We start from the raw sequence: 22,572 nt of genomic DNA, 5'->3' as shown, positions 1-22,572 counted from the left end.
CTTCATGCCGGGTGAGGGGAGGACTTGTATGGGCGGTCGGTGTTCCCGATAACGGAGGCAACGACTTCATGTTTCGGACGACAGGACCATCATGCTTTCAGTGATTTTCGATTCCCTTCCAGCATTTTCGGCGGATGCGCCCAGGGCTGTTGTCCTGCTGTGCGATGCGGCGTCTGGTGAGACGTTTGCTGCGCTGGACAAGGCTTCCGCCGGGGCGGTTTCGCGCGCCGTTGCGCTGAAAGGCTTCAAGGGTGAGGCCGGGCAGAGCGTGGTGCTCCCGGCGCCGGCCGAGGGGCTGTCGCAGATCGTGCTCGCTGGCGTGCAACCCAAGGGTGGTGCTGCTGTGGATGCCGTGGCGGTCGAGAACGCGGCCGGTCGTGCGGTGCGGCTGCTGGACGGTGTCGAGAGCGCGGTTCTGACGCTTTCTGAAGGGCTGGAGCAGTTTGCTCCGGACGCGGCTCTGGGCGCGCGTCTGGCGTCCTATGATTTCGATGTGTACCGCACGAAGAAGCCCACCAGCCCTCCGGTTCTGAAGACGCTGCATGTCGCGGTATCCGATGTGGCGGCGGCGCAGACGCGCTGGACGGCTCTGGATGCGGTGTCGCAGGGTGTGATCCTGACGCGGGATCTCGTGAGCGAGCCACCGAATGTGCTTTATCCCCAGACCTTTACGCAGCGTATTGAAGAACTGCGTGAACTTGGCCTGACGGTTGAGGTTCTCGACGAGAAGGCCATGACGGAGCTGGGCTTTGGTGCGCTTCTGGGTGTGGCGCAGGGCAGCATCCACAAGCCACGGACGGTGATTGTCCGTCATGATGGCGGTGGCAGCGAGGCCCCTCTGGCGTTCATCGGCAAGGGCGTGACGTTCGACAGCGGCGGTATTTCCATCAAGCCTGCAGCTGGCATGGACGAGATGAAGACCGATATGGGCGGCGCTGCGACCGTGATCGGCCTGATGAGTGCGCTGGCCCGTCGCAAGGCACCGGTCAATGCGATTGGTGTGGTGGGCCTTGTCGAGAACATGGTGTCTGGCGGGGCGCAGCGTCCGGGCGATATCGTGCGGGCCTATGACGGTCAGACGATCGAGGTTCTGAACACCGACGCAGAGGGACGCCTCGTTCTGGCGGATGTGCTGTCCTATACGCGCAAGCGGTTCAGCCCGAAGCTCATGGTCAATCTGGCGACGCTGACGGGCGCGATCGTGGTCAGCCTTGGCTACGAGAACGCGGGTCTGTTCAGCAACAGCGATACGCTGGCGAAGGGACTGGCCGAGGCCGGGGCGCAGGTGGGCGAAGGTCTGTGGCGGATGCCGATGGGCGAGGCCTATAACCGCGAGCTCAACTCGGACATTGCCGATATGAAGAATATCGGCGGCCGTCCGGGCAGTGCGATCCTGGCGGCGGAGTTCCTCAAGCGCTTCGTGGGCGACACGGACTGGGCGCATCTGGATATCGCTGGGACGGCGTGGAAGACCAAGGCGTCCGCTATCGCGCCGAAGGGTGCGACCGGCTTTGGTGTGCGTCTGCTGGACTGTTTCGTGAAGGCCCAGGAAGCCAGCGCCTGAGGAGCGGGACCACGCTGTGGATGTCGGGTTCTATCATCTGACGCGTACGCCGCTTGAAGAAGCGCTTCCGGCCCTTTTGGGTCGGACGCTGGATGCGGGCGAGCGTGCGCTTGTGCGGTGTCCGGATGCGGCTGCGGTCATGGCGCTGGATGCGGCGCTCTGGGCGTGCCGAGATCCGGTCTGGCTTCCGCATGGCACCGCCAAAAGCGGCCACGCAGACCGGCAGCCGATCTGGCTGACCGAGGACGAGGACGTGCCAAACGGGGCACGGTTTCTGTTCCGCGTGGATGGCGCGGGGAGCGATGAGTTCGCGCCCTTTACGAGGATTTTCGATCTGTTCGATGGCGGAAATCCGCAATCTGTTCAGCGGGCAAGACAACGCTGGGTGGCGATGAAATCTTCCGGTCACAATCTCGTGTACTGGAAACAGGAAGAGCGGGGCTGGAAAAAGGCGGGGTAAGGTTTCAAATTGTGTCTGAGACCCTTGATGGAAGACGCTCCGTAACCGGGGTGCCGTTCATTCCACTGGAGAGGACGCCTGACTGTGCCAGAGCCCACGAATTCTTCCCCCGCGCCTTTGAAAATTGATCTTCGTCGCGTCGATATCAATCCCGACTTCTGGTATCCGCTGGCCTGGTCTAAGGATCTCAAGCGCGGCAAGACGATCGGGCGACGGTTCGGGCGCTTTCCCATTGCACTGGTACGTCCCGAAGAAGGAAGTGTCTTCGCGCTCGAAGACCGCTGCGCGCACCGTCAGGTTCCGCTCAGTCTGGGCAAGGTCAGCGGTGAGGCGGTCCAGTGCTGCTATCACGGCTGGGCCTATGGCCGTTCCGGGCGGTGCATTGATGTGCCGTATCTGGGCAAGGGCAAGCTGCCGAATGGTGTGAAGACGTATCCCTGTCGTGAGGCGGGCGGGATGATCTTTATTTTCCCGGGCGATGCGGAAAAAGCGGAGAGTGTTCCGTTGCCGCCTCTGGCGCAGGTGGACAATCCGGCGTTCAAGACGCGGCGTTTCAGTCCAGTCGTGAAATGCCACTACACGTTCATGCATGAAAACCTGATGGACATGAACCATCAGTTCCTGCACCGCCGCCAGATGGGGCAGATCAGGGCGCGTTTCCTTGGGCAGGACGCGGGCGAGAACTTCATCGAGGCGCGCTACAGCTTCGCGCGGACTGGAAACCAGCAGCCCCTGGCGGAACGCCTGATTTTCGGCAAGCATCATGATGATCCGAACCGGGAGCAGCCGGTCGAGGAGGTCGTCAGCATCCGCACGACCTATCCGTATCAGAGCCTGAAAATCCATGACAAGGACGGCGATCTGATCATGGAACTGTTCAGCGTTTATGTGCCCAATATGGCGGATGGCATGAGCACCCAGTGTTTCGGCCTGCTGTCGGTGCTGCGGCCGAAGACGCCGTTCCTGATCGACATGATCTGGCCTGCGCTGGGTATCTTCACGCACCGGATCTTTGAAGAAGACCGTGAAATCATGGAACTGGAGCAGAATGCCTGGCGCGAACTGGGGGGCGATCATAACGTCGAGGTCTTCCCCATCGTGCGGAAACTGCGGGATCTTCTGGCGCAGAACGGTGTCGCGCCGGGAACGGATACGACGGCGCAGACTGAAGTTTCGAGGGAACAGCCGGCTGATCCTGTCGTTGTCTGAAGACACAGACAGGAAACAGTCATGAAGACAGTCACACTCAGGAATGGTGTTACGGTTCCCGCGCTTGGAATGGGAACCTGGAATGTCGGCGACAGTGCGGCCCGGCATACGGATGAGGTCGAAAGCCTGCGCAAGGGGCTTGAGGCCGGTCTGCGGGTTATTGATACGGCCGAGATGTACGGCAATGGCCGATCGGAAAAGCTGGTGGGTGAGGCCATCGCGGATATGCGTGATGATGTCTATCTCGTCAGCAAGGTCGTGCCGTCCAATGCGTCTTATGACGGTGTGCGCAAGGCGTGCCGACGTTCACTGAAGCATCTCGATACGGAGTGGCTGGACCTTTATCTGCTGCACTGGCGCGGGGGGACGCCGCTTGAGGAGACGATCCGCGCGTTCGAGGATCTGAAGGATGACGGATTGATCCGGGGCTGGGGTGTTTCGAACTTCGATGTCGATGACATGGAGGAGGTCGAGAGCCTGTCGGGGAACTGTCTGGTCAACCAGGTTCTCTACAATCTGGAACATCGTGGAACTGAGTTCGATCTTCTGGATCATGATCTGAAATCGGACACCGTGACGATGGCGTATTCGCCGCTCGGGCAGGGTGGAGAGCTTCTGGAACATCCGGCGCTGAAGGACGTGGCGTCGCGGCATGAGACGTCCCTGGGGCCTGCTGATCCGGCGCAGATCGCGCTGGCCTGGGTGCTGCGCCGGCCGAATGTAATGGCCATTCCGAAGGCTGGCTCTCCAAAGCATGTTGCCGGAAATCTGGCCAGTCTGGAGATCAGTCTGACGGATGCGGATCTCAAAACGCTGGACAGTGCTTTCCCTCCGCCGAAACGCAAGGTATCTCTCGCCATGATCTGACGGTCGTGATGATTGCGGTCCGTTTCCACCTCTTGTCCGGACCGCGCCCTGCATATTCTCGCCTCCCTTTTCCACGTTGATCCGGTTTCTCTCTGCCTGGCGCTTCTGGTCATTCCTGCCTGTGTGCAGGCGATGCAGCCGGGGCGGCCGGGGAGAGCCGTGGTTCTCTGTCTGGCGACGCTGGCTGCGGTTCTGGGCCTGTCGCCAGCCGTTCAGGCTGTCGCGCTGGGTGTGATCGCGGCTCAGGACCGGGAGGCCTGTCCGGCAGTATGGAGCGTTCCGGCTCTGCTGCTGTCCGCGCTGTTTCCTGCTCAGACATTCGTCGTGCTGGCAGTGTTGCTGGTCCTGTTCTGGTCCGCGCTGGTGCGCCGGTCTGGCGGCGAGCAGGAGGGCGGACCATTTCCTGCCGTGATGGGTATTCTGGGCGTATCGCTGGTCTGGCATGCGCCGGCGGCGGTTTCGGCAGAGCTTGTTGCGGGGCTTGGGGCCGCTGTGATCGGGTTGCTTGGCCGCTCTGTGCTCGGGGCCTGTCGTCCGGGAGATCTGGGGCTTTTGCGGTCTGTTCTTCTGATGGTTCTGGTCGTGGCGGCGCAGGCGGAAGGTCTTGCGGTCTGTGCCCGGATTGCACTGGAAGCCACACTTCTCGATCTGTCACTGCTGGTTCTGACGGCCGCATTGGGACGCGTGTTTCCGGTGCTGTCGGTGTTGCGGCTGCCGTTTCCGCCTTTGCCGGGGCTGGTTGTCCTGTGGCTCGGGATTCACGCTGCGCTTGGTATGGCTGCGGGCGTCGAGGGGTGGAGCGTGCTTGGAGTAGCGGTTGCCCTGCTGCTCTGTCTGCTTGGTCTGTCGGATATTCTGGTTGTGGGGCGGGTGTTCAGTGCGTGGCAGGGACGTGTTTCGGGCGTTTCCGTCCTGCTGGTGGGGGCTGGAAGTCTGCTGCTGCCCGCTCTGGTGTTCGGAGTGGTCAGTCCGGTCCTGCATTTCATGGGGGGGGAATGGGTCTGGCCAGTCTGGCGTATGGGCGGCGGGGATGGAGCCTCTCTGCGGCTGCCGGCTTTTGTGCTGACAGGGGCAGTTCTGTGGTGTGTGCTGGTGCGTCCATGGCGGGTTGCCGGCGGGATTGTGCAGGCGGCCTCCACGCTTCTTCCGGCGCTGGGAAACCTGCTTTCGGTAGGGGACGGCCTGTTTGACGAAGCGCCGTCCCTGGGCTGGAAAATACGTTGCGTCATCGTGGCAGGGCGGCGTCGCTTCATGGCAGTCCGGGGCGTGAAGGCTCCTGTCCTTCCCGATCTGCGTCAGGGCGCGGTGGGGCTCTGGCTTGTGCTTCTTGGCCTCGTTCTGGCGGTGCTGGGAGTGATGGCGTGATGGGGCATGAGATCGGGTTGATTCTGCTGTCCGTGCTGGAAGCGCTGTTTCAGCTGGGCTTGCTTCTCGTTCTGGCGCCGGTGATGGGCTGGTGTCTGGACAGCCTGCCGTTCTGGCTGGCGGGGCGGTCGGTCGGGACAGTACGGTTCCGTTTGTTGCAGGCGATGCGTTTCTGGAGAGCGCTGTTGCAGGCTCCGCTGGGCGGACGTCCGGCGCTGGCCCTCACGGCAGGTGTGCTGACGCTTGTGTGTCTGCCCGCAGTCACGACCGGGTCCGTTTTATCGTCACTGGCTGATCCGCTTGTTATCGGGCTGGTCGTGCTGTTGGGACGCGGATTTCTGGGGCCGGGTCTGGTGCAGGGCGAAGGGGCGCGTCTGGTGCCAGCAGTTCTGCTCCTGTGTCTGACCGAGGCCCTGATTGCTTTGGCCGCACCGGGGACGGACGGTCTGTCCGGTCTGTGCGCAATGCTGCATATCGAGCCTGAGCCGGGTCTGGAAGGGGCGCTGGCGGCCTGTGCGCTGGCGCTCGGGATTGCATGTCCGCCTTTGCGCTCGGACGACGTGACGCTGATGCTGTCCGGACTTCGGGACCGTCATGAACGTGAGGCCACGCGCAGTATTGCCGATGTGCTCAACTGCGGCTGGCTGCTGCTACTGGCGGATCTGGCGCTGCCGGTGAGTGTGGGGCTGGTGCAGGGTGGCGTGCAGGGCTGGTGGCTTGGGTTGCTGGCGCTGGGCGGACGGCTGGTGTTGACGGTCGCGGTGGCGGTCGGGCTGCGTCTGACGGCGCAGGAGCGGAGTGCCCGGCTGACGGCGCTGTTTGCGGGGGTGGCGCTTCTTCTGGCTTTGGCGGGGAGGTTCGGCACATGATCGTCGGGTTTGGATTACTGCTGCTTCTGGCGCTGGCGGGGCTGGGCAAGGACGGGAGGGGGCTACCGCTTTACGGGGCGGTCTGTGCTTTCGCGGGGGCGACGGTCTGTTCGGGGCTGATGGCGCTTCTGACGTCCGCGGCGCTGGTCGGGCTGAATGTGCTGGCCTGGGCCTGGCTGCGGCGGTTTGCGCCTGAAGCGCCGGACCGGGCCGCTGTTCTGCCGGTTGTCGGGACGCTTGTGCTGCTGCTTGCGCTCGGGCTGTCCGGTGCGGGTCTGGGGCTTGCGCCTGTTCTGGGGGCCGGAGCGGTTCTGGGCGGTCTTTGCGGTGCTGCGTGGGGGACGCCGCTGGTTCAGTTCACCGGGCTTCTGCGGGCTGCGGACGGGCTGGTTGTCGTGGCCTGCGTGCTGCATTCATGGCCGCTTTTTGCGGCGGCGCTGAGCCTGTGGGGTGTTCTGGGGGCGCTGGGTGTGACGCTTCTGCCGCGTCTGGCGTGGCGCAGGGTGGAGGACGTGTGATGCATCCGCTTGCTCCTGTCGGAACGCTGTTTGCCGTAACGGTCTGGCCGCTTCTGGCGGCGTTTCTGCTCCTTCTGACGCCGGAAAACCGCCAGTCCGCCAGCAGTCAGACCTTTGCCGTGGCCGGGCTCGTCATTACGCCGCTGGCTGTCTGGCTCATGCCGGGAACGGATGCGCTGGCAGCGGCATGTTCGTGTATCGTGACGGCCATTCCACTGCTTCTGCCACAGGCTCAGGACCGGACCGGGCGGATCCTGCCGTTTCTGGTGACGGGCTGTGCGCTTCTGGCACTGAACATTCACTCGGCTTTTGCCGTGACGGTCCTGTGTGGCGCGGGAACGGTTCTGCTGGCCTGGCGCGAGGGGCGTGGGCCGCGCAGGGCGCTCGTTGTCTGGGACATGGCGCGCAGCCGGCTGGGCGGTGTGGTTCTGGGGCTTCTGGGGGCGTCGCTTCTTCCGATGCAGCAGTCGTCGCTTGGTGCGGTGCTGCTGACGGTGGGGCTGTGCATGGTGGCGGGGCTTGGGCCGTCGCCGGCTCCGGCGCCTGAGGCCGCACTTATGGATACAGGACTGCGGTTTTCGGCACTCATGCTGATGTTCCGGCTGAGTGCGTATCCACTGGTTCATCTGCTGATGCTGATTGCGGGGTTCGGGACGATCATCATGCTCGTCTCGTCACGCTCTTCGGGCCGGAACATGTCCCTGCCGATGCTGTCTGCCCTGGGGGCCCTGGCGGCCGCGACCGGGGAAGGCACGGCGCTGGTCCTGCTGCTGCTTGCGGCGCTCGGGCTTGCGGTTCTGGATCTGCGTGGGGCGGCTGATGGCGAGGACGGGATCGCGGCCGGAGCTGCGCCCTGGCCGGTGTTCTCTGCACTTGTCGGGATCGGGCGTTCGCTTGAAACGGAGCAGCTTGTTCTGCTGGTGGTGTGTCTGCTGCCTGCTTTGTGGTCTGTGCGGCACAGGACGCTTCTGCCGGCGTTTGCGCGGGGAGAGCGGGGCATGGTGGCGGTGATGCAGGCGGTTCTGCTGCTGGGGGGGCTGTGTGGTCCGCTGTTTCTGATCTGGCATCCGGTGACGGGGTGGCGGCCATGATCGGTATGGGGCGGATGATCCGCAGCGGCGAGCGGGTTGCGCTGTCGCATTATCATCTTGATGCCGAACAGTGGAGCGCGATGCTGTCCGCGCCGGGTACGACGCTGCCGCTGATATCCTGTTGGGCGGATGATGCCCGTGCCTATGTGCTGCTGCTGGAAGGGGATCGCCCGCTTGTGGCGAGTACGGCAGTGGAAGAGCGGCGGTATCTCGCGCCGTCCTCGCGTTTTGCGGGGGCCGAGTGGGGCGAACGCGTGGCGTATGACCTGTATGGCGTGGAAGCGATGGATGCCCGCGGGAACGGAGCGCCGGCGCTGGATGAGGGCGGCTGGACGTCCACCTGGCCGCTGTCGTCCCGTCCGGGACCGGCGGCGGGAGGATTGCGGCCGCTGGCGGGACGCCATCTGCTGCGTCCCGAGCAAACGGGGCTAAGCGGACCGCTGGAGCTGTCCTTCGAGGTTCTGAAGGGCAAGGTCCGGAGTGTGGAGGTCTGTGCAGGCGGGGCGCATCGCGGGGTCATGTCGCGCCTGCTGGGACGGACGCCGGAAGAGGCCATGCCGCTGGTGTCGCGGATGACGGCGGGTGGGTTCGTGGCGCATCCGCTGGCCTTTGCGAGGGCTGTGGCGCAGGCGCGTGGACTGGTTCCGGGACCGGGGATCCGGGATGTCTGGATGCTTCTGCTGGAGATCGAGCGGATGTCGCTCCATCTGTTCGATATGGCCCGGACGGCGCGGGGTGTGGATGCGGAACTGTTCGCGACGCATTGCGATCATGCGCGGGAAGCCATTGCGCGGGCCTGTGCGGAGCAGGGGGTTTCGCGTCGTCTGATGGATATGGTGGCCTGTGACGGGTTTCGCGAAGGTCTTGAGATCGTGCCACTGGCTCAGGCCGTTCATGCGGCGATGCAGCCCCGTCTTGCGGCGCTGGAAGAACTTCACCGGGTTTTTGCGCCGCGTCTGGACGGGTTCGCGGTTCTGGATGTGCGGCTTGCGGAGCGCTTTGCCGTGGGGGGCGTGACCGGGCGCGCGAGCGGTCGCAGCATGGATATGCGGCGGCGGGAGGCCGGAATGCGGCTGGAAGCGTTGCGGGCGACAGGATCGAGCCAGGGGGATGCCCGGGCGCGTGAAGGACTGCGGCTTGCGGAAATCCGCGACTCCCTGAAGCTGCTGGAGCGGATCCTGGGGAGTATCGGTCTGGAAGACGACGAGCCCGCGCCGGACCGGACGGATGAGGGTATTGGTGTGGCCGAGGGCGCGCGCGGAGACGTGTGGTACTGGGTGCGCTTGAAAGACGGGCGGATCGAGAGTCTGCATGTGCGGGACCCGGGCGTGTCCCTTCTTCCGGTTCTGGGCGCGATGCTGCGGGGCTATCCTGTCAGCCGGGTGCCGGCGGCTCTGGGCTCGATCGGGATTTCACCGGCGGGGATTGCGCTGTGAAGACTGTGCAACGGACGGGGCCTCTGAGCCTGCTTTACGCTTTCATGGATGCAACGCGCGGGCGGCCGTCTGCGGAAGGAGCAGTTCCGCGGCGGGAGCGTCCGATCGGGCTGTATGTCCTTGAGACCGGTGGCTGCGAGGGATGCTTCATGGAGATCGAGTCCCTCAATGGCAGTGCGTTCGCGCTGGAGCAGGCGGGTTTTGTCTGTGTGAGCGATCCGGCGGATGCGGACTGGCTGCTGCTGACTGGAGCGGTGACGCGCGTCTGCGCCGAAATGGTTGACCGGGTGTGGCGGGCCATGCCGCCAGGCCGTAGCCTGATTGCTGTAGGAGCCTGCGCGGTGGATGGCGGTCCTTTTCCGGCCGGTTATGCGACGCTGGGGGGCTTGAAGGCGCTGACACCGGTGCGGCGTTCGATTGCGGGATGTCCGCCGTCGCCCGACGATATTCTGCGGGCTTTGCAGGAACTGGCGCAGGTCTGAACGGTTTGTCCGGGTGTCGGAATTTTCCTGAAACAACGAAGTTTTGTCCCCCGACGGCTTGCCGTGACACGGTTTCGCGTTAAAGCAGATGGACGCACTGGATGCGTTTTCCATGAGGTTCGGTCGCCTGTCTTTCAGGTCACCGTATAGAGCACAGGGCTAGAGATGGCTGATTATCGCCTTGGAATTGATCTTGGTGGCACGAAGATCGAAATTGCCGTTCTGAATCGTTCGGGCGATCTCGTCCTGCGTGAACGCATTCCCAATCCCGGTATCTATAATGAAGCCGTTCTGGCCATTCGTGATCTGGTGACGGATGTGGACCGCCGTCTGGGCGCGGTGCCGAGCCACCGCGTTTCGGCCGGGCAGCATACGTCCACGTTGGGCATCGGCATCCCCGGATCGATCTCCCCTGAGACCGGTCTGATCAAGAACGCCAATGCGACCTGGCTGAACAACCAGCCTTTCGGTCAGGATCTGGAATCCGCTCTGGCGCGTCCGGTCCGGACGGAAAATGACGCGAACTGCTTTGCCCTGTCCGAAGCGGCCGATGGTGCGGCCAAGGGCATGCTGACGGTGTTCGGTGTCATCATCGGGACCGGCATGGGGGCGGGCATCGTCAATAACGGCCGCGTTCTTGAAGGGCGTCATCATATTGCAGGAGAGTGGGGGCATCTGCCTCTGCCCTGGCCGACGGAAGAAGACATGCCCGCGCGTGACTGCTTCTGCGGGAACAAGGGCTGCATGGAGCGTTATCTGTGCGGTCCGGCACTGGCGGCGGACTGGAAGGGCCCGGGTCATCGCAATACGGCCGGGATCGAAGATGCGGCCGCCAATGGCGATCAGGCTGCGATCGCAGCTCTGGGCCGTTATACCGAGCGTTTTGCCCGGGCCTGCGCGATGGTCATCAACTTTCTTGACCCGGATGTGATCGTTCTCGGTGGTGGCGTGTCCAACCTGCACACGCTGTATGAGCGTGTGCCGCCGCTTCTGGCCAAGCATGTGATTACGCCGGTCTGCACAACGCCGATCGTGCGGAACAAGCATGGTGACAGCTCCGGCGTACGTGGTGCGGCATGGCTGTGGGACGTGACGGAATAAGTCCGTCACATACAGGATATGAAAAAGGCCGCCTGGATAACCGGGCGGCCTTTTTTTTGTTGGCTTGTTTTGCTTCAGGCGGGCTCTTCTTCCACCGTTTCCGACATCTCTTCCGCTGCCTGTTTCAGGCGGTGATAGGAGCGGCGGGAGAAGGGCAGGATCGCAATATAGAGCAGTCCGGCTCCCGCGAGGGCGCCCCAGGGGTCCGCGACCAGAAGAGCGGCGTAGAGGCCTGTTCCCAGCATGAGGGGCAGGACGTAACGCGCCGGGACCTTGAAATTCTTGAAGGACCAGACCGGCAGGGTCGAGACCAGAAGCAGCCCCGTGAAGATCAGGCAGACGGCCGAGACGATGGGCAGGCGGGCGAAGGCGGCCAGCCCCCCGGCATGAAGGCGGTCGGCTTCAAGGCCAAGGAAGACCGGGAACAGCACCAGCCCGGCTCCGGCAGGGGCGGGAACGCCCGTGAAGAAGCTGTAGGAATATTCCGGTTTGTCGTCGTCATCGAGGCTCGCATTGAAGCGGGCGAGACGCAGCGCCATGCACACCGTGAACAGGATGCAGGGGACGAACGAGTATCGTCCGGCATGTTCGAGCGACCACATCAGCAGCACGAAGGAGGGTGCTACACCGAAGCACACGAAGTCCGACAGGCTGTCGAATTCCGCGCCGAAGCGGGTGGCGCCCTTGAGCAGGCGGGCGATCCGCCCGTCCAGACCATCGATGCAGGCGGCGATCAGCAGGGCCACGGCCGCGGGTTCGAACTGGTGTTCGAGCGCGAAACGCATGCCGCTAAGCCCGGCGCAGAGGCCGAGCATGGTCATGATATTGGGGATGAGGCGGTTGAACGACGGGCCCCGCACGCGGGTGCGGGGATTGCGCCCCATGCGTCGGAGCCTGCGTCGGATGCGGCGTCTTTTGGCGGGGCGGATGGGTTCAACCGTTGGCGGTGTGGTCATGAACGGTGTCTGGCTCAGAGCTTCGCCAGGACAGTTTCGCCACCAACCATGGTCTGTCCTTCCACAACCAGGGGTTCAACGCCGGGTGGCAGGTAGACATCGGTGCGCGAGCCGAAGCGGATCAGGCCGAAGCGCTCGCCGGCTTCCACGCGGTCACCTTCTTCGACAAAGCACAGGATGCGGCGTGCGATCAGCCCGGCGATCTGGACAACGCCGATATTGCGACCGTCCGGCAGCGTCAGGCGCAGTTCGTTGCGCTCGTTGTGTTCGGAGGCCTTGTCGAGGCTGGCATTGAGGAATTTGCCAGCGTGATAGGCAATCTTCGTCACTTCACCGGCCGCTGGCATGCGGTTGATGTGGACGTTCAGCACGGACAGGAACGTCGAGACGCGCCAGACCGGGGTATGGCCCATTTCAAGAGCGGCAGGCGGGGTGACGAGGGCGACGGACGTAACGCGGCCATCAGCGGAGGCCAGCACCAGATCCGTGCGGGGTGGCGGGACGCGCTTGGGGTCGCGGAAGAAGTAGAGGCAGAACGCCGTGAAAGCGATGCCGGCGTTACCCAGCAGGCGCGTGGGACGCCAGGGCGTGGCCCGTCCGAGCAGCCCGACGAGCGAACCCGCGAGGAGGAAGGGAGTCGCGGCGCGATGCGGCGGCGACAGGACAAGCTTGAAGGACTGGATCAGCGACATGGAACGCACTCTTACGGCACACGGCGGGAGGGTCAAGAATTCGCCACAAAGAAGGCGTTTTTCGGGCAGGTTTTCTGCGTCTGCCGCCTTCAGGCGGGCTCGGCCACCTGTCGGGGGAGCGGGACACACAGTTTTTCGTCGATCAGGGGCGTTCCCGCATAGACGTTCTTGCGGGCCGTGACGACATGCACTCCGCCGCAGGGCAGGCGCAGTGTGCGGCCTGCCCGTTCCATCAGGCGGCCATGCGTCACCGACAGTGCGGCGGGTGGGGTCATCAGGGCGGTGGAATGGTGTTCGATCCGGAACAGGGCCTGATCGAGCAGGCGCGTCAGCTGGCCGCTGCTGTAGGGGATGCCGTGACCGAAAGGGGTGGCGTCCGTGTGTGCCCAGTAGCCGGAACGGTTGGGAACGACCAGCGTCAGGATGCCGTCATCGCTGAGGGTGCGCCAGATGGCGCGGAGGAAGTCCGGAGCGAAGCGGGTGAATTCGAGGCCGTGGACCACGAGGACGGCGTTCATCGAAAGGTCGTCGAAGGGCAGGCGTCCGCTGCTGACGATGCAGTCCGCCCAGGAGATGTTCCGTGTCTGGCTTCGGGTGGGGCGGGTGGTTCGCTGCGTCTGCGGGTGCAGGAGGCGGCCCGAAACGGCAAATTCCGCACTTTCCGGAAGATAGGGGGCTGTATAGCCTATTCCGAGGATCCTTCGGCCGCGCATGGGGGGCATGATGTTCTGCAGGCGGCCGTTGAGAAGCAGCGCCGTGCGCTGGCCCTGTCGGCTTTCATAGAAAGTGGCGGCATCATCGGAACGGATGCGGGCCAGGGACGTCAGCATGCAGCTACCTCATCAGCAGGACACTCCAAGGGGAACAGTCATGCCACTCGATATCAAGCCGATTCCGGTTCTCTCCGACAATTATGCCTGGCTGCTGACCGCGATGGAGGGTCAGCGCGCCGTTGTGGATCCCGGTGAAGCGGGGCCAATCATGGACGAAATCGGGGAGGGGCGGCTCGACATGATCCTGCTGACCCATCATCACGCCGATCATACAGCGGGTACGGACGCGCTGCGCGAGCGCTATGGCGCGAAAGTGTATGGACCGCGTCAGAAAAGGGAATGGCTGCCCCGGCTGGATCATGACGTCGAGGACGGGGACAGCTTCTCGCTGGGCAGTGCGCAGATCCGGGTTCTGTCCACGCCGGGCCATGCGGTGGGGCATGTGTCGTATGTCGTGCCCGGGGTTCCGGCGCTGTTCTGCGGGGATGTGCTGTTCAGTCTGGGATGCGGGCGGCTGCTGGAAGGGACGGCACAGGAACTGTTCGACAGTCTGCATCGTTATGACAGTCTGCCGGATAGGACGCTCGTCTGCGCGGGGCATGAATATACCCGCTCCAATCTGGCTTTCGCGCTCCATGTTGATCCGGACAACGAAGCCCTGAAGGCGCGGGCGGCAGAAGTCGAACAACTGCTGGAAGCGGGACGGCCGACGCTCCCGGTGAGTCTGGATGTGGAGCGGAAGACCAATCCCTTCCTGCTGGCGCCGGATGTTGCGACGTTTGCGCGGTTGCGCAGGGAAAAGGATACGTTCTGAAGGCATAAAAAAAGCCCCGCTCGAAAGAGACGGGGCTTTTTTATGAAGGCTTGTCCGGCCGTTACCAGCCGAAGATGATCTTCTTGAGCAGTTCGGCGCCGAGGCCGACGACAACAACGCCGCCAGCCCAGATCGCTACGAACCAGCCCACACGTTTCATCCAGTTCAGGAAACCCGGTTTCTGTTCGGGCTGTCCGTATTCGATCCGCATGGGCCGGGCTCCCTGTTCTTAGTGGTAGTGATGTCCGGCGGACATCTTTCCGCGGAATACGTAGTACGAATACGCCGTGTAGGAGAGGATCAGCGGCAGCAGGAACATCGTGCCGACCAGCAGGAAGGTCTGGCTCTCCGGCGGAGAGGAAGCCTGCCAGATGGTGATGGTCGGCGGCACGATGTAAGGCCACACATTGATACCAAGGCCGCTGAAGCACAGGAAGAACAGGCCCAGTGTTGCAACGAACGGCAGCAGGTGCGAGCGCGGGTTGCGCAGTCCCATGAACAGGACGCCCGCCAGCACGACGACAGCGACCGGAACCGGAGCGACCAGTGCGAGCTGCGGCATGGCGAGCCAGTGCTGCATGTAGGTGGTGTGCAGCATGGGCGTCCAGGCGGAAACCAGGGCGATCGTGATCAGCATCAGCGCGCCGAGACCGAAGGAGACTCTGCGCATCGTGTCGTGCAGTTCACCCTCACAGCGCCACAGGAGCCAGGTTGCGCCGAGAAGCGCATAGCCGATGACCACGGCAAGGCCACAGAACAGGGCGAACGGAGAGAACCAGTCGAAGCTGGACCCGACGAACACGTTGTTCTCGACCTTGATGCCCTGCACGAGCGTCCCGAGGATAACGCCCTGCATGAAGGCCGCTACGAAGGAACCGCCGCAGAAGGCCGTGTCCCAGAAGAACTGGCTCATGGGCGATTCCGACTTGAAGCGGAACTCGAAGGATACGCCGCGCAGGATCAGGGCCAGAAGCATGAACAGGACCGGCAGGTAGAGTGCAGGAAGGATCGTGCCATAGGCGACCGGAAAGACGCCATAGAGCGCGGCGCCACCGAAGATCATCCAGGTCTCGTTGCCGTCCCAGACGGGGGCGACGGTGTTGACCATGAGGTTGCGGTGATCGTGGTCCTTTTCCTTGAGGAAGAGGATGCCAATCCCGAGGTCGAAACCATCGAGGCAGATATAGAGGAAGATGGCTGTTGCTGCGAGCAGCGCCCAGACCACCGGGAGCCAGAAGCCGGCTGTTTCTGTCATGGTTCTTACTCCGCCATGCCAGCGTCGGGCTGGGGCTGATGGGAGACCTGTGTTGTACCCGCAGCGCGCTGGGGCTGATCTTCGGCCGGACCATGCTGATCCGGATGGGGCTCTTCCGCGAAGGTCCGCAGCAGGATGGTGATGCCGCCTGTGAACACGATGAAATAGACGATGACGAAAGCGATCATCGAAGTCGCGATGTTCGGCAGGGCGATCGGGGAGACGCTGTCGGAGGTCCGCAGCAGGCCATAGACCGTGAAGGGCTGACGGCCGACTTCAGTCGTGATCCAGCCGCAGAGCAGGGCCAGGAAGCCCGCAGGTGACATGAACAGCGCGATACGGTGCAGAAGCGGCGTATCGTAGAGCTTGCCCTTCCAGCGCAGATACAGCGACCACAGTCCGACCAGCACCATCAGCATGCCGAGCGCGATCATGATGCGGAAGGAGAAGAACAGCAGCGGGGAGTAGGGACGGTCTTCCTTCGGATAGTCCTTCAGACCCGGCACCTTGCCATCCAGACTATGCGTCAGGATCAGCGAACCCAGGTAAGGGATGGCGATCTTGAAATGCGTCGTCTCGTTCTTCATGTCGGGGATACCGAACAGAAGTTCCGGCGCGCGGCTTTCGGACTCCCAGTCACCTTCGAGAGCGGCGATCTTGGCTGGCTGGTATTCCAGCGTGTTCAGGCCCTGCGTGTCGCCGGCCAGAACCTGGATCGGGGAGACGATGGCAGCCATCCACATGGCCATGGAGAACATCAGGCGGACCTGTTCGGACGCCTGACGACCTTCACGACGGGCCTTGAGCAGATGCCAGCCCGCCACGCCTGCGACGATGAATGCCACACACAGGAAGGCTGCGAGGCCCATGTGCACGATACGGTACGGGAAGGAAGGGTTGAAGACGATCTGCCACCAATCAACCGGCAGGAAGCGGCCGGTGGCCTCGTCGATGCGATAGCCGCGCGGGGTCTGCATCCAGGAATTGGACGACAGGATCCAGCTCATGGAGATCAGCGTGCCGATCGAGACCATGCAGGTGGCCGCGAAGTGCAGGCCTTTGCCGACGCGGTTGAGGCCGAACATCATGACGCCGAGGAAGCCGGCTTCAAGGAAGAAGGCCGTCATGACCTCATAGGCCAGCATCGGACCGAGGATCGGACCGGCTTTCTGTGAGAACGACGACCAGTTGGTTCCGAATTCGTAGGACATGACAAGGCCGGAGACCACGCCCATGCCGAAGACGACGGAGAAAACTTTCAGCCAGTATTTGAAAAGGTCGAGATAGGCGCTGCGACCCGTTTTGAGCCAAAGGCCCTCGAGGACTGCGAGATAGGCTGCGAGACCGATCGAGAATGCCGGGAACACGATGTGGAACCCGACCGTAAACGCGAACTGGAAACGCGCCAGGAATAGAGCCGACAAGCCAAACATGTCGATTGCCTTCTGGGTAGATGGCGAAACGCAAAGACCGGCAGGAAGGATGTCGGCTCCCCAGGGGCCTCACGCACGCACAACAGGATAACGAAGTTGTGATCTCTTCGCGTGTTGCCGTCTTTTGAACCTTCTAAACGTATTTTGCCAGAAAAAGTTTGATACTCCGGACATGATTTTGACAAAAATCAAGGCGGTATCCGGGATTATTCCGGGTGTTCAGGGGGCTCTGAAACCCTGGCTGATAAGTGCTGAAACCACCTGCGCATCGGGGAGGATCTGACCATTGACGACGGGCATGGAGAGCGAGAAGGGGCGCTCTTTCATGGCGGGGATGGCGGATGCTTTCTGCAGCAGTTTTTGCAGCGCTGCCTGAAGGTCGGGAGCAAGATGCGACTCTATTTCCGGACGGTCGAGCAGACGAGCCGCCAGTTCCTGCCAGTGGGTCATGGTGAAGGTGAGCGTGCCGTCCTGCTCCGGTAGCGCGAGGGAGCCTGTCAGGGTGATCCGGTTGTCCGAGGAGGCCGGAACGGGAGACGCGGATGCATCCTGAAGGATGAGGCGTCCGTAGGATGTGGCGTCGAGCAGCGAAAGGCCCGGCGATGACTGCGATGCTGTCAGGGCGATTGCCAGACGTCCGTTGCGCAGATCGCTGGAGAAGCCATAGGGCAGGGGAAAACCATTGACTGTGGTGGCATGCGCGATGATGCCGAGGCGTGTGGCATCCGGGCGGGCAGCGGGAAACCGGATGAGGCGTCCGGACAGGGTTTGCGTGGAGAACTGTTTGTCCGGCCATCTGCCAGAGAAGGCCAGTTGAAGCCGGGGCGCCGAAAAGACCACATTATCCGGATTGCGGAAGCGGATCTGAAGGCCGGATGTCAGCACGGTCAGAACATTCTCATTCACGACGAGACGGACGGCCTGATGGCCTGTCAGGGAAAGTGGAAGCCCTACATGGAACAGGGAGAGCCATGATCCGCCCAAACGGATTTTCTCACCGGCCCATCCCGCATCATAAGGAGACGCGACTGAGGCGGGGTGTGTGCCGTTCAGGCGGTTGAGTTCCACCCAGGCTCCGAAGGGCCAGCCGCCCCTGCGCGGTGGAGTCGTCTCAACCCTCCAGCCATTTTCGCGCGCGGCGGTCAGGGCGGTTCGGGCCGTGGCTTCCAGCCGGTGGACTGTCCGGAGCCAGAAGACTGTATCCAGCGCTGCGGATATTGCGAGGACCGCAATCAATACCACAGCAGATCGGCTGTAACGGACAGTAAAGAATGGACGAGCCATTGAGCATGTCTTTTCAGGTGTGGCTGCGGGATTGGTCAAGTCCCATCTGTTTTATCCCCAGCCATTGAAAGAAGCTCCAAAACGTTGGGAAGCGCTCACGAACGTGTGATCTCAAGCGGAGCTTGTGGAGTTGTGAAACCCTGAAAACGTCAGAAAACCAGGGGATATGGAGATTCTGTCAGAGATGGGACGTCAGGAACACGTCGGGTCTGGAATGCTCCTGAAAGATTTCAGTTTTTTGCAGTCCGGTCATGCGTTTTCCGGGTCCACAGAGTTATCCACAGGATCGCGGGGAAGGGTATGGGTTGTGCACAGTTCATCCCATGCGCTCTCCAGAGCCTGTGTGAAGGCCCTGCGCTTCTGTTGCGGTGGCAGAGGCTGGCCGATGACGACGTGCAGGGTTCCCGGACGTTTGAGCCAGGCATTGCGGTCCCAGAACAGGCCTGAATCGGTGGCGACGGGCACGATGGGAACGTCTGCCTGTCGTGCCAGGGCGACGATGCCGGGCTGGATCGGATGGCGCTCTCCGGGAAGGGTACGGGTGCCTTCGGGGAAAATGATGATCTGGCGATCATCGGCATGGGCCGCCTTGGTGTCCCGCATCATGTTGCGGAGGGCTTTCGATCCGGCCTTCCGGTCGATGGCGATCATGCCGGTCAGCAGCAGCATCGGGCCGACGACGGGAATACGGGTCAGTTCGGATTTGATGATGTAGTCGGGCCGGTCAACGAGGGTCATCCAGATGAAGCCGTCGAAAAAGGACTGGTGCTGCGAGGCGATCAGCAGCGGACCGGGGGGCAGGTTCTCGCGTCCCGTGACTTCGATGCGGACCGAGCAGATCCGCGTGAAGCCTGCCAGAACGGCCCGTGCCCAGAGCTTCGCGTAGGACAGGGCCAGTTCCTGGTTTTTCATCAGGCGGATCGGAATGGTTCCGAGGCCCATGAACAGGGTGATCCAGAAAAGATAGAGATTGAAAAGGACGCCGCGCAGAATGCTCATCATGGTGTTCTGCACACCAGAAAAGCGGTCTGGACACAAGGGCTGTCAGGTGCCGTCCAGTCCTTCCCGGCCATCCGGCAGACCGGTTAGGACGCAGATTTCCGCGCCGAGGAACTTGTTATACTCGCGGAACATCAGGAACAGGGTCCGGCGGGAGAGGGGCGCCTGAAGGGCGAGGGGCACGACCGGATAGGGGGAGAGGGCCAGATCCGGAGCCACGCGATGGATTTCGAGAACTGCCCGGCGGATATGATAGCCGGCCGTGACGACCAGAAGGCGGTGGAGGTGATTGTCACGGGCCCACTGGGCGGTTTCGTGGGCGTTGCCGATCGTGCTGGTGGCGCGGCGGCCCAGCGTGATGCGCTCTGCCAGTGGGGAGGACAGGGATTCCTGCTGGAGATGCAGGATGTGTTGCAGCGTGACATGGGGGCCGACTCCCGAAATCAGAAGCAGGTGCCCGTATCCGCCCCGCAGGAGCGTAATGCCCGTATCGACGCGCTGTTCTCCGCCAGTCAGGGCGACGATGCCGTCGCAGACGGGAGCCGTGACGGAAGCCTTGCTCGCGTCCTGAATGAACCATGCGAATCCCGCCAGCCAGAGCCCGCCCAGAGCCAGACATGTCAGGAACAGCCGTTTCATGGCAGCCGCCGGAGCCAGACGAGTACGACGGTCTGGGCGGTAAGCCAGCCCAGGCAGGCGGCAATCAAAGGCAGGGCGCCAAGCTCTTCGAGAAGGAGGCGGGGCAGGACGTGCAGGGTGTTCCACCAGCTTGCCAGCATGGTCTGCCATGTTGTTGCAGGCAGGGCCGCTGGCCCGGCGTCATGCGAGAAGGGGGCCAGTTTTCGCGCGAGCATTGTGATGACCGGGCTCAGGAAGAACAGTCCGGCGAGGCCCCCGGCGAGGCTCAGCAGGGCAGCTCTGCCAGCAATGCGGCTGGAGATCGTCACATCTCCGGCACCGAGGAAATGGACGATCTCGACGGCCTTGCGCTGGGCCATCACGGAGCGGCGCACGGTCATGCCAACTGAAAGGACCGCGATGGCGGCGATAAGGCTGACCGCAAGCCAGGCGCAGGCAACAAGGCTGCTTCCCAGACCGTTGAGTCGCTCTCCCCAGCGGCGGTCTTCTTCCACGACGGCTTCTGGCAGGGCCTCATGCACGACCCTGCCCAGATCAGGCGTTCCGGTATGGGCGACGATCAGAACGACGGGCAGGGAAAGGCCGGGGAGATGCCCGCTGTCCGAGACCTGCCCGAGCCAGGGGGCGAGAAGGGTCTGCACCTGCTGAGGGGAAAGTTCCCGGACGGTGGTAATATCTGGCGTTTTGTGAAGCGTCTGGATGAGTGCGCGGGTGCGGTCTTCAAGCTGGGGAGTGTCGGACGGGATCTCGATTGTGGTGGCGTTGCGTGCGGCGCCGGCCCAGCCTTCAGCCAGGGTTTGCACGCCTGTCAGCCCGGCGAGCGAGAGCCCGGCCAGCAGGGTCATGAGTGCGACCAGAAGTGGCAGGCTGCCGGAGCGCAGGCCGGGGGAGACAGGGGCGCTCACGCTCTGTCGCTCCGGCGTGCGGCGATTCCGTCCTGAGTATCGGCCCCGGCGAGTGTGCCGTCCTGAAGGACGATGGACGCGGCCGGAGCTTCGCGGACCAGCGCTTCATTATGGGTGGCGACGATGACGGTCGTGCCCATGTCCACCAGTTCCTGAAACGTGGCCAGCAGGCGACGGGCCTGGGCGTCCTCAAGGGCGTTGGTGGGTTCGTCGGCCAGCAGGATTTCCGGACGGCCGATCAGGGCGCGGGCAATGGCGGCACGCTGCTGTTCGCCGCCGGAAAGGGTTCCGGGACGCTTGTCAGCAAGATGCGCGACGTCCAGCCATTCCAGAACGGCGAAGGCCTCGCGTCTGGTGTCGCGTTCGGAGGCGCCGCGCAGTCTCAGCGGGAGAGCCACATTGTCGAACACAGTCCATTCCCCGATCAGGCGATAGTCCTGGGGAACAAACCCGATCCTTCGCCGCAGGTTCCGCAGCGTGGCCCGGCTGGCCTGACTGACGGACATGCCAAGCAGGTCCATTTGACCAGCTGAAGGGCGCGTTTCGAGCGTCAGGAGGCGCAGCAGACTCGATTTTCCGGCTCCGGACGGTCCGAGCAGCCAGCGAAACTCCCCCTGCGCGACGGTGAGCGTCAGATTCCGCAGAACGGGTTGTCCCACGCCGGGGGGCATCATCGAGACATTCAGGAGGCGGATCATGAGGCTTTCATTGAAAAGGCGGGCAATCTATTAACCATTTAATAACGATCATTTCGTCATAACAGGCAAGCACACGGATCAGGCTAGGCCGGATCGGAGCCGACTGTCGAAGGGATTGATTGAATGCGCATTGAATGCCCCCACTGTCATGCAGTCTTTGAGGTCCCGGAGGCGCTGGCAAAAGGGGTCAAGCGTCTGCGCTGCGCCAACTGTGGAGACAGCTGGGAGCTGGGCGCGCCCGCAGTTTCGAAACCGGAAGAGGCGCCTGACGGGGCTGTCGCTGCGCCTGAAGTTTTTGAGGTGCCGGAAGAAGGGGTTGCGGCGGCACCTGCTGTTGCGGATTCGCCGGTTTCCGGAACAGAAGGGATGTTTCGGGCGACAGGGGCCATGGCCAGCCGCAGCAATGTGCGCCGTTCCGCAGTCCTGCATTCGCGGTCGGCTGGGGACGTGCAGGTGCCCACAGATACGGCTGGTCCGTCGATGATCGGGTCCACCGGAGCCTGGATTGCCGCCTGGGGCGCCAGTCTTGTTCTGGCGGGGGGCGGGGTTGCCGCGCTGTGGTACTGCAAGGGCGCTGGCGTTTTCGGGTTTTTGCCTGGGGCCGGGCATTTCTCCTGACCCCTGCGTATCTTACATGTTGCGGGCGGCGAGCGCCGAGACCGTGGCTCCGATCGCGGCGATGGCCATGAGCAGGATACCGTCGAAAATCAGGGAGCCCGGCGTGACGAGGTGAGAGCCGATCTGCAGATGGTTCGGCAGGGTCCCAGCCACATGGTTCATGATGTCACGGGCCTGCGGATCGGCCGTAGCAGCGCTTGTGGTGATCGCATTGACGATATGTGGAAGGATGTACCAGCCCACTCCCAGAATCAGCAGGAGAGGTGCCAGAAGCTCGGCGATCTGCTGGGCCAGATAGAAAGCGAAATAGCAGACTGACCAGATGCCCGTCCGGATCATGGAGGACGTGGTGAGCGATGAATCGCTGCGGCTGCTGCGGCCCAGAAGGCGGTCCGTGATATGGGATGGGGGCTGCATGTCCATAGATATGGCTTCCAGTGGTCCGGCAACGGGAGTTAGTCTTCGCCCCTGAAAACGGACGAATAGTCCATCTCGGACTAGCTGCAAGAGAACGCCAATGCAAACTTTCCCGTGCTGTCATGCC

The 22,572-nt window shown here is 63.0% G+C and carries 25 protein-coding genes; 13 read left to right on the top strand and 12 right to left on the bottom strand.

The features are described from left to right. The first annotated feature begins 91 nt into the window (after positions 1 to 91). From KP701_RS03440 to KP701_RS03390, 11 genes are all read left to right on the top strand, one after another. A complete protein-coding gene (locus KP701_RS03440) occupies positions 92 to 1,564 on the top strand; it encodes a leucyl aminopeptidase (RefSeq protein ID WP_215745732.1) in 1,473 nt (490 codons plus the stop codon). A 16-nt stretch (positions 1,565 to 1,580) separates the two neighbouring features. Continuing rightward, a complete protein-coding gene (locus tag KP701_RS03435) occupies positions 1,581 to 2,024 on the top strand; it encodes a DNA polymerase III subunit chi (RefSeq protein ID WP_215745730.1) in 444 nt (147 codons plus the stop codon). An 84-nt stretch (positions 2,025 to 2,108) separates the two neighbouring features. After that, a complete protein-coding gene (locus KP701_RS03430) occupies positions 2,109 to 3,233 on the top strand; it encodes an aromatic ring-hydroxylating dioxygenase subunit alpha (protein ID WP_215745728.1) in 1,125 nt (374 codons plus the stop codon). Positions 3,234 to 3,254: 21 nt separating this feature from the next. Continuing rightward, positions 3,255 to 4,100: an aldo/keto reductase gene (locus KP701_RS03425; protein WP_215745726.1), complete on the top strand. Its 846-nt coding sequence runs from the start codon at positions 3,255 to 3,257 to the stop codon at positions 4,098 to 4,100. Positions 4,101 to 4,112: 12 nt separating this feature from the next. Continuing rightward, positions 4,113 to 5,465, top strand: a complete 1,353-nt coding sequence (locus tag KP701_RS03420; protein WP_215745725.1) for a hypothetical protein — start codon at positions 4,113 to 4,115, stop codon at positions 5,463 to 5,465. After that, the gene (locus KP701_RS03415; protein WP_215745959.1) at positions 5,465 to 6,334 is read left to right on the top strand and encodes a hypothetical protein; all 870 of its coding nucleotides are present in this window, start codon (positions 5,465 to 5,467) and stop codon (positions 6,332 to 6,334) included. Before KP701_RS03420 ends, KP701_RS03415 begins: the two co-directional genes overlap by 1 nt. Continuing rightward, the gene (locus KP701_RS03410) at positions 6,331 to 6,852 is read left to right on the top strand and encodes a hypothetical protein (RefSeq protein ID WP_215745724.1); all 522 of its coding nucleotides are present in this window, start codon (positions 6,331 to 6,333) and stop codon (positions 6,850 to 6,852) included. The genes KP701_RS03415 and KP701_RS03410 overlap by 4 nt, the downstream gene beginning before the upstream one ends. Beyond that, positions 6,852 to 7,943, top strand: coding sequence for a hypothetical protein (locus KP701_RS03405; RefSeq protein WP_215745957.1), 1,092 nt, complete (start codon positions 6,852 to 6,854; stop codon positions 7,941 to 7,943). The genes KP701_RS03410 and KP701_RS03405 overlap by 1 nt, the downstream gene beginning before the upstream one ends. Continuing rightward, complete coding sequence (locus KP701_RS03400; RefSeq protein WP_371818880.1) at positions 7,892 to 9,379, top strand: hypothetical protein; 1,488 nt, start codon at positions 7,892 to 7,894, stop codon at positions 9,377 to 9,379. Before KP701_RS03405 ends, KP701_RS03400 begins: the two co-directional genes overlap by 52 nt. Next, positions 9,376 to 9,861 (top strand): NADH-quinone oxidoreductase subunit B family protein, encoded by a 486-nt coding sequence (locus KP701_RS03395; protein WP_215745723.1) that lies wholly within the window; start codon positions 9,376 to 9,378, stop codon positions 9,859 to 9,861. Before KP701_RS03400 ends, KP701_RS03395 begins: the two co-directional genes overlap by 4 nt. A gap of 165 nt (positions 9,862 to 10,026) precedes the next feature. Further along, on the top strand, positions 10,027 to 10,962 hold the full coding sequence (locus tag KP701_RS03390) for an ROK family protein (protein WP_215745721.1): 936 nt from the start codon (positions 10,027 to 10,029) through the stop codon (positions 10,960 to 10,962). A 74-nt stretch (positions 10,963 to 11,036) separates the two neighbouring features. On the opposite strand, the gene KP701_RS03385 is transcribed toward KP701_RS03390, so the two are convergent. The 3 genes from KP701_RS03385 to KP701_RS03375 form a co-directional block, all read right to left on the bottom strand. Further along, positions 11,037 to 11,918 (bottom strand): phosphatidylcholine/phosphatidylserine synthase, encoded by an 882-nt coding sequence (locus KP701_RS03385; protein WP_215745720.1) that lies wholly within the window; start codon positions 11,916 to 11,918, stop codon positions 11,037 to 11,039. Between the two features lie 14 nt (positions 11,919 to 11,932). Then, a complete protein-coding gene (locus KP701_RS03380) occupies positions 11,933 to 12,610 on the bottom strand; it encodes a phosphatidylserine decarboxylase (RefSeq protein ID WP_062448984.1) in 678 nt (225 codons plus the stop codon). An 89-nt stretch (positions 12,611 to 12,699) separates the two neighbouring features. After that, positions 12,700 to 13,440 (bottom strand): methyltransferase, encoded by a 741-nt coding sequence (locus tag KP701_RS03375; protein WP_215745718.1) that lies wholly within the window; start codon positions 13,438 to 13,440, stop codon positions 12,700 to 12,702. Between the two features lie 40 nt (positions 13,441 to 13,480). Here KP701_RS03375 and gloB point away from each other — a divergent pair, with 40 nt between their 5' ends. Beyond that, positions 13,481 to 14,197 carry a hydroxyacylglutathione hydrolase gene (gene gloB / locus KP701_RS03370; RefSeq protein WP_215745716.1) on the top strand — a complete coding sequence of 239 codons (717 nt, stop codon included), beginning with the start codon at positions 13,481 to 13,483 and terminating at the stop codon, positions 14,195 to 14,197. Between the two features lie 61 nt (positions 14,198 to 14,258). On the opposite strand, the gene KP701_RS03365 is transcribed toward gloB, so the two are convergent. The 8 genes from KP701_RS03365 to KP701_RS03330 all read right to left on the bottom strand — a co-directional run bounded on the left by KP701_RS03365 (position 14,259) and on the right by KP701_RS03330 (position 21,410). Then, a complete protein-coding gene (locus KP701_RS03365) occupies positions 14,259 to 14,408 on the bottom strand; it encodes a DUF2474 domain-containing protein (protein WP_098049509.1) in 150 nt (49 codons plus the stop codon). 18 nt (positions 14,409 to 14,426) lie between these two features. Further along, positions 14,427 to 15,452: a cytochrome d ubiquinol oxidase subunit II gene (cydB, locus tag KP701_RS03360; protein WP_215745715.1), complete on the bottom strand. Its 1,026-nt coding sequence runs from the start codon at positions 15,450 to 15,452 to the stop codon at positions 14,427 to 14,429. 5 nt (positions 15,453 to 15,457) lie between these two features. Then, the gene (locus KP701_RS03355; RefSeq protein WP_041110728.1) at positions 15,458 to 16,885 is read right to left on the bottom strand and encodes a cytochrome ubiquinol oxidase subunit I; all 1,428 of its coding nucleotides are present in this window, start codon (positions 16,883 to 16,885) and stop codon (positions 15,458 to 15,460) included. Between the two features lie 219 nt (positions 16,886 to 17,104). Next, positions 17,105 to 18,169 (bottom strand): DUF2125 domain-containing protein, encoded by a 1,065-nt coding sequence (locus tag KP701_RS03350; protein WP_215745714.1) that lies wholly within the window; start codon positions 18,167 to 18,169, stop codon positions 17,105 to 17,107. A 249-nt stretch (positions 18,170 to 18,418) separates the two neighbouring features. Beyond that, positions 18,419 to 19,168: a 1-acyl-sn-glycerol-3-phosphate acyltransferase gene (locus KP701_RS03345; protein ID WP_062494928.1), complete on the bottom strand. Its 750-nt coding sequence runs from the start codon at positions 19,166 to 19,168 to the stop codon at positions 18,419 to 18,421. Between the two features lie 45 nt (positions 19,169 to 19,213). Further along, positions 19,214 to 19,807: a YdcF family protein gene (locus KP701_RS03340; RefSeq protein WP_215745713.1), complete on the bottom strand. Its 594-nt coding sequence runs from the start codon at positions 19,805 to 19,807 to the stop codon at positions 19,214 to 19,216. Continuing rightward, positions 19,804 to 20,712, bottom strand: a complete 909-nt coding sequence (locus tag KP701_RS03335) for a cell division protein FtsX (protein WP_215745712.1) — start codon at positions 20,710 to 20,712, stop codon at positions 19,804 to 19,806. The genes KP701_RS03340 and KP701_RS03335 overlap by 4 nt, the downstream gene beginning before the upstream one ends. After that, entirely contained in the window at positions 20,709 to 21,410 is a 702-nt protein-coding gene (locus KP701_RS03330; RefSeq protein WP_215745711.1) for a cell division ATP-binding protein FtsE, read from the bottom strand. Before KP701_RS03330 ends, KP701_RS03335 begins: the two co-directional genes overlap by 4 nt. A gap of 123 nt (positions 21,411 to 21,533) precedes the next feature. Between KP701_RS03330 and KP701_RS03325 the strand changes: the two genes are divergently transcribed. Then, the gene (locus KP701_RS03325) at positions 21,534 to 22,028 is read left to right on the top strand and encodes a zinc-ribbon domain-containing protein (protein WP_215745710.1); all 495 of its coding nucleotides are present in this window, start codon (positions 21,534 to 21,536) and stop codon (positions 22,026 to 22,028) included. 12 nt (positions 22,029 to 22,040) lie between these two features. On the opposite strand, the gene KP701_RS03320 is transcribed toward KP701_RS03325, so the two are convergent. Further along, positions 22,041 to 22,451: a hypothetical protein gene (locus KP701_RS03320; RefSeq protein ID WP_215745709.1), complete on the bottom strand. Its 411-nt coding sequence runs from the start codon at positions 22,449 to 22,451 to the stop codon at positions 22,041 to 22,043. Positions 22,452 to 22,572: the final 121 nt, after the last annotated feature.

The organism is Gluconobacter sp. P1C6_b, from assembly GCF_018811945.1.
Lineage (GTDB): Bacteria > Pseudomonadota > Alphaproteobacteria > Acetobacterales > Acetobacteraceae > Gluconobacter.
Note: the sequence above shows the minus strand (reverse complement) of the source record. Positions and strands in the feature narration are given on the sequence as shown.